Origin of the sequence: Flagellimonas abyssi, from assembly GCF_019457905.1 — a bacterium.
Taxonomy (GTDB): Bacteria; Bacteroidota; Bacteroidia; order Flavobacteriales; family Flavobacteriaceae; genus Flagellimonas; species Flagellimonas abyssi.
Genome location: NZ_JAHZSV010000026.1, coordinates 60,998 through 70,360, shown reverse-complemented (window position 1 = coordinate 70,360; position 9,363 = coordinate 60,998). Strand labels below are relative to the sequence as shown.

The 9,363-nt window shown below is 37.1% G+C and carries 12 protein-coding genes and 2 pseudogenes; 6 read left to right on the top strand and 8 right to left on the bottom strand.

Features of this window, described 5'->3' with window-relative positions; all coding sequences use genetic code 11:
• Positions 1-141: 141 nt before the first annotated feature.
• Genes K1F36_RS15570 through K1F36_RS15545 form a run of 6 tightly spaced genes read left to right on the top strand, consistent with a single transcriptional unit; the run spans position 142 to position 4,366 of the window.
• Positions 142-717: a conjugal transfer protein gene (locus K1F36_RS15570; RefSeq protein WP_128766696.1), complete on the top strand. Its 576-nt coding sequence runs from the start codon at positions 142-144 to the stop codon at positions 715-717.
• A gap of 2 nt (positions 718-719) precedes the next feature.
• Positions 720-1,562 carry a hypothetical protein gene (locus K1F36_RS15565; RefSeq protein WP_128766697.1) on the top strand — a complete coding sequence of 281 codons (843 nt, stop codon included), beginning with the start codon at positions 720-722 and terminating at the stop codon, positions 1,560-1,562.
• A 20-nt stretch (positions 1,563-1,582) separates the two neighbouring features.
• On the top strand, positions 1,583-2,197 hold the full coding sequence (locus K1F36_RS15560) for a conjugal transfer protein TraK (protein ID WP_128766698.1): 615 nt from the start codon (positions 1,583-1,585) through the stop codon (positions 2,195-2,197).
• A 33-nt stretch (positions 2,198-2,230) separates the two neighbouring features.
• The gene (traM, locus tag K1F36_RS15555; protein WP_128766699.1) at positions 2,231-3,160 is read left to right on the top strand and encodes a conjugative transposon protein TraM; all 930 of its coding nucleotides are present in this window, start codon (positions 2,231-2,233) and stop codon (positions 3,158-3,160) included.
• Entirely contained in the window at positions 3,157-3,987 is an 831-nt protein-coding gene (locus tag K1F36_RS15550) for a DUF4138 domain-containing protein (protein WP_128766700.1), read from the top strand. The genes traM and K1F36_RS15550 overlap by 4 nt, the downstream gene beginning before the upstream one ends.
• 7 nt (positions 3,988-3,994) lie before the next feature.
• Positions 3,995-4,366, top strand: coding sequence for a hypothetical protein (locus K1F36_RS15545; RefSeq protein WP_128766701.1), 372 nt, complete (start codon positions 3,995-3,997; stop codon positions 4,364-4,366).
• Positions 4,367-4,388: 22 nt separating this feature from the next.
• On the opposite strand, the gene K1F36_RS15540 is transcribed toward K1F36_RS15545, so the two are convergent.
• From K1F36_RS15540 to K1F36_RS15510, 8 genes and pseudogenes are all read right to left on the bottom strand, one after another.
• On the bottom strand, positions 4,389-5,141 hold the full coding sequence (locus K1F36_RS15540) for a DJ-1/PfpI family protein (protein ID WP_128766702.1): 753 nt from the start codon (positions 5,139-5,141) through the stop codon (positions 4,389-4,391).
• A 27-nt stretch (positions 5,142-5,168) separates the two neighbouring features.
• Positions 5,169-5,273: a hypothetical protein gene (locus tag K1F36_RS20415; protein ID WP_373056472.1), complete on the bottom strand. Its 105-nt coding sequence runs from the start codon at positions 5,271-5,273 to the stop codon at positions 5,169-5,171.
• Positions 5,274-5,425: 152 nt separating this feature from the next.
• Positions 5,426-5,881, bottom strand: a complete 456-nt coding sequence (tnpA, locus tag K1F36_RS15530) for an IS200/IS605 family transposase (RefSeq protein WP_128766703.1) — start codon at positions 5,879-5,881, stop codon at positions 5,426-5,428.
• A 62-nt stretch (positions 5,882-5,943) separates the two neighbouring features.
• Positions 5,944-6,152, bottom strand: a pseudogene (locus K1F36_RS15525) (transcriptional regulator); the annotation flags it as partial.
• A 39-nt stretch (positions 6,153-6,191) separates the two neighbouring features.
• Complete coding sequence (locus tag K1F36_RS15520) at positions 6,192-6,980, bottom strand: nucleotidyl transferase AbiEii/AbiGii toxin family protein (RefSeq protein WP_128766704.1); 789 nt, start codon at positions 6,978-6,980, stop codon at positions 6,192-6,194.
• Positions 6,977-7,765, bottom strand: coding sequence for a type IV toxin-antitoxin system AbiEi family antitoxin domain-containing protein (locus K1F36_RS15515; RefSeq protein ID WP_128766705.1), 789 nt, complete (start codon positions 7,763-7,765; stop codon positions 6,977-6,979). Before K1F36_RS15515 ends, K1F36_RS15520 begins: the two co-directional genes overlap by 4 nt.
• 75 nt (positions 7,766-7,840) lie before the next feature.
• Positions 7,841-8,140, bottom strand: a pseudogene (locus tag K1F36_RS20220) (type IV secretory system conjugative DNA transfer family protein); the annotation flags it as partial.
• A gap of 36 nt (positions 8,141-8,176) precedes the next feature.
• Positions 8,177-9,357 (bottom strand): IS3 family transposase gene (locus tag K1F36_RS15510; protein ID WP_220114665.1). Its coding sequence is split into 2 segments (ribosomal slippage): positions 8,177-9,102 and positions 9,102-9,357, totalling 1,182 coding nucleotides; the frame shifts between segments, so codons are not numbered across the junction.
• Between the last annotated feature and the right edge of the window lie 6 nt (positions 9,358-9,363).

Here is a 9,363-nt window from a genome sequence, read left to right as displayed (position 1 = left end):
TCTTCCGGCTTGAAGTTCCGAAGCAAGTCTATGCAGCTTACTTGACCGATGGACAGGAAAATGAGGAAATAATGAAGCTCTACAACGAGCATCAGGATATGCAAAAAGCAATAATTCAATTCACATCTAAAACATAATATTATGAAGACAAAAATCTTAATTATCGCAACGGCATTCATCTTTTTATTGCCCGCACGCGCTGCGTGTCAGGGAATGCCCACTTATGACAATACCAATTTTATCAGCTTGGTAAAACAACTGATAGAATCGGGTAAACAGACAGCTCAGATGATTAAGTCTGTAAAATTCTTAAAAGATGCAAAAGAGAGCATTGAGAAAGTATCAAGCGTGGTACAACAACTCAGAGCGGTTCAGGAAATTGGACAAAACAATCAGCGCCTTATCAACGTAATGCAAAATGATTTACAGGATATTCTTAACTCGTCCTACATCAAACCAGATGAAGTTAGCAGGGTCGTGGAATCGTTCGATGCCATAGTTCAAAACTCTTTGGACACGGTAGATTTTATTGATGAAATCTTATCCAGCGATTACCTAAAAATGAGCGATGCGGAACGTGCTGAAATTCTAAAGGCAAAAGAGCTGGAATCAAAACAAATGGTTTCCACCATCACAACAAAAACAAAACGCTATCGCGACATTATTTCCTTCAGAAAAATGCAGGATAAAGTCAATAACCGAGAAACTGAATACTAAAAATGACCGCGACCATTCTCTTAGGAATCGGGCTGGAATATATCGATACCGTCTTCCAGACCATACAGGCCAGCGACTTTTCGCAATACACCATTGCCGGAATGAAGACGCTCGCTGTTCTGTTCTTTTTGGTCAACATTCTTAAAAAGTACAACGAAGGCGTTGCAGATAAGGACGGTTACACTTGGGGATTGAGTCCTGGTGAACTGGTCAAGAATTTTGCCATCGTCATTTTGGTCATTTTCTCAACACAGGTCTTAGGCTTTTTCGATGGCATTTTAGTCGCTATTGAAGGGCAATATCGAGGTACAGCACCAGCATTATTGCCTTTGCAAATGCAGGATATTCCTTTAGAGGAAGATGTAAGTCTCTTTGATGCCGCGAGTTCCGCAATGACACTATTATATGAAGCCTTGGTTACACCATTGTACGGTTTTAAGATATTGGCTTTCATACTGAGCACCATACTTTGGATACTGGATCTATTCATCTATCCGCTATTCTTGGCAGAACGATTCTTCCTTTTAGGCATAATGCAAGCATTTTTTCCTCTGGTTATTAGTCTTGCCGTATTTGAAAAGTTCCGTTCGCTCGCTTACACGTTCTTCAAATTATATGCAGCCGTGTATATGCTCGTGCCAGCGTTCTTTTTGGTCAATGTATTTATCAATTCCATTTATACGGAAATCAACACCAATTTTTGGGTCAACCTTTTTGGAACCGATACAGGTCAAGGCTTTTTTGCGCCTGTTGTTCAGTTAGGTTCGGTTGGATTTATCGTTTTCTTGAAATTCAAACTGTATAAGCGTGCCACGTCATTCACTCTCAGACTATTTACTGCATAAGGCAGGTTAAAAACAAAAATATGAAAACACCATATAAGAATATTTACAACGTCCTAAAACTGAATCGATTTATCGTTTTGGCGGTTGTTGTCTGTGCGTTGCTTTCCAGCACATTTTCAGTTTGGATGGTATTCAACACCAATCAAAAAGCGCTCAATAGTGCCTTTGCCATTAATACAGATGGCAGTATCATTCCGCTGAAGCTCGTGACCCAAAAGGAAAATTTTCGGGTTGAAGCTTTAGCACATTTGGATCTGTTCCATAACTACTTCTATAACATCGATGCCAGCAATTACGAACGCAACTTGGAAAAGGCGTTGTGGTTGGGCAATAGTTCCGTGGACAATCTCTACCGCCAGAAAAAGGCTGATGGTGTTTACAACAGGTTGCTTCAATATTCATTGGTTCAAAAAGTATTGAGCATCGATTCAAGAATATCTGAAAATGATGGCGCTAACAGTTTTACGACGACAACGATTTTTGAAATCAATAGAGGTTCAATCATCGACACCTATGAATTGGTTTCCACCGGAAACTTGATTATGGTTGACCGAAACTTCCCGAACAATCCGCACGGATTATTGATTACCAACTATTTCGAGAACACTTTAAAAAAACTGAACGATGAAAGTTGAAAGCCGATAATCGGCACTTAAAAACTCACTCTTATGAAAGTAGAAAAAAACAAGATAGTATTTGCAGCGGTATTGGCCGTGATTTTCATATTCCTGATTTCCTATTCTGTAATGGTAATGGGCGATGATAAAAGTGAAACTGAAAACCTTAAACAGACCTTAGTGCCAGATTTGGAAGAGGACCAAAAAGAGTACGATTCCAAACTGGATGCAATTAACGACTTGAAAAAAGTTAGGGAAAATAATGCGCCAAGCATATACGATGAAAAACTAATTGATTCCTTGGGATTTTATGACCCAGATTTACCGGAACGCGAAAAAGAACGTATCGTAGATAGCATCTATGAGGTAAGCAAGATTCAGTATTCAGAAAAGCGATACCAAAATTTGGGACAGAAAAGAACTGTTCGCAAAGTAGTTTCAAAAATTGATTCTGCTGAAGTAAAAAGAGAACAAAAAATTGAAGCGAAAGAATTGGGCTTGGAACATCAATTGTTTTTTGCTGCTTCCCCCAAACCCAATGAAATTTCAACCATAGGGAATACAGATGAAACTATTTACGTGGTAGTAGATGGCGACCAAGTTGTAAAAGCAAATACCAGATTGCGAATGCGCTTGACTAAAGCGGCTACCATCAATGGTAAAAAAATGTCTAAGAACACACCTGTCTTTGGATTTATAAGCTTTCAGACTAATCGGGCTTTAATTGAAATTGAAAACATAAAGCATCATCCTACCAAACTCAAAGCTTTTGATTTATCTGATGGTAGTGAAGGTATTTATGTGCAAAACAATTTTCGGGCAGAAGCGACCACCGAAGTCCTGGACGATATTATTGGCGACATCAACATACCTACTGTTCCGCAAGTAGGTGGTATTACAAAGGTGCTAAGACGAAGCAACCGTAATGTAAAAGTTATGGTATTAAATAATTATAGATTAATTCTAAAACCTAAACTATGAGAACATTTACTCTAATACTGACGGTGTTAATTTCCGCTTTCACAAAAGCGCAAACAACAAACGCACTCGATACTATTTATGCCAACGACACCAAAAATGTAGCGTTGTTTTTTCCAGAACCTATTCGCCAAGGCATAACCGGTTCAGATAATTTTGTATTTACCTACAACCGTGAAAAAGAGCAGTATTTTGGCTTGCTTCAAGCCAAACCTGGGAAAGAAAGCAATCTTCTGATAGTCAATAGAGATGGTGCGATTTTTTCGTATATTGTAAGATATAAAACGCAGCTATCAAAATTCAATTATTTTATTCCGAAGTCAAGTAGTATCGGGAATGAAAGACCAATATTGAATGATTCTATTTCGGTTGTTACTGCTGAAAGCAATGTTGATAACAGGAATTATTATTACCAGAAATTCAGTTCCTATCTTCTTGAAAGAAAGCAGCGTGTAGGTAGGATTAAAAAGCGAACCGAAGGTATAGTTTTGAGCGTTGAGAACATTGTTTTTGATACGGAAGAACTTTACTTTGTCATCCAGATTAAGAATAATTCTACGTTGGATTATGATTTAAATTTCTTAAAACTCTCGGTTGAAACAAGACAGAAGGGGAAAAAGAAATCGTTACAGCGACTGTATCAAGAACCGATTTTTAAACATAATCTGCCTTCTAAAATCACAGAAAATGAAACGGTACGGTTTGTATATGTACTGCCAAAGTTTTCATTGTCCAATGATCGCAGAGCAATTTTGGAACTACACGAAAAAGATGGTGAACGTAATATTGAACTGAAACTATCACATAGATATATTAATAACCCAAATTAATACTGTTATGAAAAAAATTGTTGTTTTCTCGCTCGCATTACTGTTTCTATCTTGTGCTGATTCCGAAACTAAAATCTCGGGACCAAGCACCACAGCCCAAATTGTTATTGAAAGCTTTTATGAAAAAGACGAAGAAACTTTAAAGGCGAATTCCACACCGGAAGGCTATGCCAATTATATGAACATCATAAATATGTTCAATGCGACCAAAAAGAAGGACTCAGATTTTAAGGTGTTACAGGACACGATAATGGGCGACGTGGCTTGGGTAAAATATACCACAGCTTATGATAAAACGCCTGGTGTTTTTAAACTGGTCAAACGGGACGGCAAATGGCTGGCTACCGCAAGAGGTTCAAAGGATAAAGCACCGTTTTAAAACTACTGTTTAAATACTAACATTATTCCTTCCAGTTTTGAAGTCTATCGAGGTACAAGTAACTTTCAACAAACTTTCTATGCTCAGTACTTGCCATTATTTCGACCAATTCCAATGCAGGAATGTAGCTTGCTAAATTCCCGTTTGAAGAAAGGAACTTACCGTCTTTAATATACGTTACTAAACTATCGTTCTGAACTTTCAAGTTCGGGTAGTCCTTTTGCAACTGTTCGCCACCACCAATCCACGTTACAATTTTATGACCGTCTGCAATCCCAGATTTTCCAATTAATTGTGCACCAGCGCAATTGCTCACGGTATATTCTGTTTCCTTATTTTTTTCCTTAATAAAATTTACGATTTTCTCATTGTGGACTTGTGCATACATATCGTAAGCACTCGGAACGAAAAGGGCTGTTAGCTTTGGGCAATCATCGAATGTGTAATCAGGAACAAATCGCATTCCTTCTTCCGTGGTAATTGGATTTTCGGTTTCTGCTATGGTAACGACGTTAAAAAGTTGCCTTCCATCTTCCGTAGGTTTTGTAAAAACATCAGATGTTGCGATGACTTCACTTTGTAAAACACCGTTATACATCAAAAGCCCGATTGTGGGCAATTCCGATTTGAAGGGCTTCAAGTGTTTGGTAAGTGTGTCAGATTTCTTTTCGGTAGCAGTGAATTCTGGATTTTCTACTTTTGAGTTTGATTTGTCTGTATTGCAACCCATTAGCACAATTGTACAAATCAATACTAATATTCTAAAATCTTTCATATATTTTTCATTTTTGATAATTTTATTTCAATAACCTCTTGTGCCACCTATACGCTCTATCAAACTGGCATCCTTCAAATTGTTTAGATGCTTCTGAATCGCAGATTCGTTTATTTGTAAAACCTCGGCAATTCCTGAACGGCTTATTCGATTATCTGAAGCAATTAAAACTTCCTTTTTTTCTATGAGTCAATTAATATCGTCAATTGTGGTATCATTTTGACCACCTTTTAGACCACCCAATGAACTACCTCGATGCAAGCATACGAGGTATCGGAAAAAAATCAGAACAGTGTCAATTGTTTTACCTTGTGTAACACATCATAATCTTTTTCCATTCCTTGAGCACGAACATATTTGGATATGGTACTTTCATCTCTAAATTTACTTACCGTGTTCACAAAATATCCACTCGACCAAAAAGCTCCTCCCCATAAAACTTTCTTAACCTCGGGATGTCTTTGAAAAATCTCTCTTGCAGTGATGCTCTTCAAAATCTTAACAATTTGAGTCGGACTTTTCATCGGAACAGACTGAAGCAAAAAATGAACGTGATCTTTGTCTGTTCCAATCTCTAAAAAATGAACCTCATAGCGCTTTTCTATATCCATACATATTTTCACCAACGTCTGATCAACATTCTTATCAAAAACTACTCTACGATATTTTGCAGGATATACAAAATGATAAAGCAACACCGAAACATTATGCGATTTGTGTATATATTTGCTATCTGACATAAGCAAATATATTACTTACGCTGCAAGCAGCGGGGAATTAAACCCTAAGAGATTAAACCACCTATCTGATCACCTTCTTCTACAGTAGTTTCTTTAGCCGTAAAAGTCATTCTAAGGAAGTTATCTGAAAAGCCAAAGCTCTCTTTGCCATAGTGTTCAACATAAGAGGGATTCCAGAGCCCAATTGTTCCACCAGTTCCAAATCCTTGAAAATTCGCATCAGTCCTTTGTTACGAGGAACTGAAAAGCCCTCGAAAAATTCTTTCTTGCTCCGCAAGGTGTGAGGAAAAAACGGCTTTTTTATATTTAATCACATTCTTGAAATAACCATTTCTTTCAACCATCGGAAAGCCGCTTTTTGATCGTATTTGACTTCCGGCCGTAACAAACCTTCCATATCGCCCTCAAAAGCTGCATCGTTTTCCTTGGCTTCTATATTTTGAAGGAACTCTTTTTGAGAAGGAACTTTGCCAACGGAAAATTCCATATAAACCTTAAAGCACTTGATAATTTCATCAATATCGAGTTTCATATTTCGCCTGGAATAATCCAGATCAAAAAGATCCCGTCCTTTACTGCGCTGATATAGTGCCCTTAGTTTTGTTCCTAAAAGTTCATTGATTTTATATGTTTTAATATCCGCCCTTCCCGAAAACCAGGGATTGACCATATCAAAAGGGAATTCCATCCACTTTAGCACCTTAAAATGTTCTTTGCAGTTGATCTCTAACTTGAGCCGGCGACGCTCATTTTCATATTCCGATGTAAAACGGTACAGTACTTTTGCTCCGTGTCCGCGCACCTGTGTGCGCCTATCTTCTTCAAAAAACGTGATCACTTCACCTATACGCTTCATAATAGGTTTTATAGGACCTTCCTTAATTTGAACAAGATCGATATCCTCGGAATATCTGGGTGCAGGGTTCAGATACAGTTTATGCAAAGCGGTGCCGCCCCGGAACGCAAGCTTTTCCCTTAGAAAATCATCTGAAAAAATTGCTACCAATGCGCGGCTAATAATCAAATCCTGTTCAACCTGTGCAAATTCTTTCCAAGGTGCATATTCCCGCCATTGTGCTATATAGGGTTTTGAAATCATAGGTCAGTTTCTAATCTTAGGTTGACATCCACTTTCCATTTATTATCTACCGAACCTGGTCGTTGTTGTATAGTTGGCTTTAATAAAACCGGATGTATTTTTTGTTTTTCCAAATGTTGAAAAATCAAATTTGAAAAACGGTTCTCTTGATCTATTTGATCCAATAAAAATCCCAGTCGCTGAAGTGTTGCCTTATTGCCATACCAACTCAATAAATCTTCAAGGTCTTTTTGTGTAACTTCTTCCAACAATTCTTCAATGGTAGATAGCATTCGATTAAGCCCCCCTAATTTATTTTGATAATGTATCAAATCTGCCAAGGTCAAAGCCGGACTGGAAATATGATAAGTTCCGGCATCCGATTTTTTGGGAAGTATATTTTTTTCCGGCCAAGCAGAGGTAGTCAAAAAACGGATATCAATAGCCGATTTTTTAATATCCAAAAGTTTGGGAGTTGATGTCATTACATAATCGCGCTGGATTTGTTGATGGCTTGCACCATATACTTTTGCCGCGCTGTAAAACCCCAAATAATAATTACGCCCCAAATACTCAAAAAGTTTCTCGATATACAGGTCAATGGGAAGTTTTCCAAAACTGGAATATCTGGGGGTGAGTATAAGATAAAAACCCTTTCTTAAGTTGAGGACTTTGTTTTTTTCAATCAGATGCGCCAGTTCCTGCCAAATTGCATTTTTGCTTTTGGTGGTCTGTTCCATCAGTTCATCAAGGGAAAAAGAATATTCTTCAATCGATAATAATTTATCAATGCATTCCGCAACCATAGCTTTAGTATTTATTAGAGCAATATATGTTTTTTAGGCATAAAACTAAAATAAATACTATGATATTTAAATTATTTATTCAAATATCGACTTCGCTTCATCATAAACCCGCTCAAAATTAGCCGCTAAATCTGCCTGAGAAAATTGCTTGGATTCTTCAGGAAGTTGCCGTTGAATTTTGGACAATCTAAACTGCACCTTTTTATCCTTTCCATCTGCATAAGTGATAAACTCGCCTTGCTTCAACCGAAAGAAAACGTCCGCCCTTATCTTTGGGATTTCCTTTTCCCCAGTTGTAACCCTTGTATCAAAATCAAGATTATGTCCACGGCTTACGCTTTTAGTCGGGTTTTTGATAATTTCAAAAAAACGTTTGGACTTGCAATAAAAAAGTGGACAATTAGATAAGAGTCATGCAGCTACTTTTTGATTAAACATTTCTATTTTAAACTCTTCTATAGATTTATACCCTAAAGAAGAGTGTATTCTTCTTCTGTTATACCAAGTTTCTATCCATTGAAATATAGATAACTCAGCATCTGACCTAAGCCAGTAATTGTGTTTATATACCCATTCTACCTTTAAGCTTTTAAAGAAACTTTCAGCTACTGCATTATCCCAGCAGTTTCCTTTCCTGCTCATAGATTGTTTTATAAGTCCCTTATAGCTTTTTAAGATATTGGTAAATTTATAACTAGCGTATTGAGTTCCTCTATCAGAATGGAATATAAGTTCTTCAGTAATAGTATTTGATGCTACAGCCATATTGAAAGCAGGAATGATAGTATCACTAGTACTTAATGTTTGGCTCATTGACCATCCTACAACTTTTCTATGAAACAGGTCTATAATGACAGTCAAATACATCCAGCCTTGACCAGTTTGTATATAAGTAATGTCCGAGACCCAAACTTGATTTTCTCTATTAACTAAAAAATTTTGATTCAAAATATTAGGGGCTATAGGATAGTTATGATTTGCATCTGTAGTGACTATAAATTTACGTCTTCTTCTTGCAAATAATTTGTTAGCTCTCATCAGTCTAGCGACTCTAGGTCTGGAAATACGATAACCTCGTTTTAACAATTCAATTCTAATTCTTGGAGCTCCGTAACTCTCAAAACTATCTTGAAAAATATCATGTATTTCTAGGGATACAGCTTCGTTTTCTAACCATCGCTTGGATGGGCCTGATTTCAACCAATTATAATACCCGCTTTTACTTACTCCTAATATACTGCACATCTTCTCAACTGGAAATTTAAACTTATGATGTTTTATGAACCTAAATTTTTCCTGTCGCTCTCGGAGAAGATGCTGATCGCCTTTTTTAAGATATCACGTTCTAATTGCATATCTTTTAATTGTTTCTTCAAGTTGGCAATCTCCCGTTGTTCTTCTGTTAATTTTGGCTTACCGCGTCCTGGAAAACTATTTTTACCATATTCACTAAATTCTCTTCGCCAGCGACTCAGTACAGAGGAAGGAATATCCAATTCTCTGCATACTTGGGCTATACTGCCTCTAGCATAACTTAATTCTACAGCTTTTTTCTTAAAGTCTGTTGTGTAATTTCTTTTGTGTTTTGACATAATTCA

Bases quoted from the DNA above. Each gene is read 5' to 3' on its own strand.
- K1F36_RS15545 (WP_128766701.1), top strand. From the start codon at position 3,995: ATGAAAAAAATTGTTGTTTTCTCGCTCGCATTACTGTTTCTATCTTGT.
- tnpA (WP_128766703.1), bottom strand. From the start codon at position 5,881: ATGTCAGATAGCAAATATATACACAAATCGCATAATGTTTCGGTGTTG.
- K1F36_RS15515 (WP_128766705.1), bottom strand. From the start codon at position 7,765: ATGGTTGCGGAATGCATTGATAAATTATTATCGATTGAAGAATATTCT.
- traM (WP_128766699.1), top strand. From the start codon at position 2,231: ATGAAAGTAGAAAAAAACAAGATAGTATTTGCAGCGGTATTGGCCGTG.
- K1F36_RS15565 (WP_128766697.1), top strand. From the start codon at position 720: ATGACCGCGACCATTCTCTTAGGAATCGGGCTGGAATATATCGATACC.
- K1F36_RS15520 (WP_128766704.1), bottom strand. From the start codon at position 6,980: ATGATTTCAAAACCCTATATAGCACAATGGCGGGAATATGCACCTTGG.
- K1F36_RS15570 (WP_128766696.1), top strand. From the start codon at position 142: ATGAAGACAAAAATCTTAATTATCGCAACGGCATTCATCTTTTTATTG.
- K1F36_RS15540 (WP_128766702.1), bottom strand. From the start codon at position 5,141: ATGAAAGATTTTAGAATATTAGTATTGATTTGTACAATTGTGCTAATG.
- K1F36_RS15550 (WP_128766700.1), top strand. From the start codon at position 3,157: ATGAGAACATTTACTCTAATACTGACGGTGTTAATTTCCGCTTTCACA.
- K1F36_RS15560 (WP_128766698.1), top strand. From the start codon at position 1,583: ATGAAAACACCATATAAGAATATTTACAACGTCCTAAAACTGAATCGA.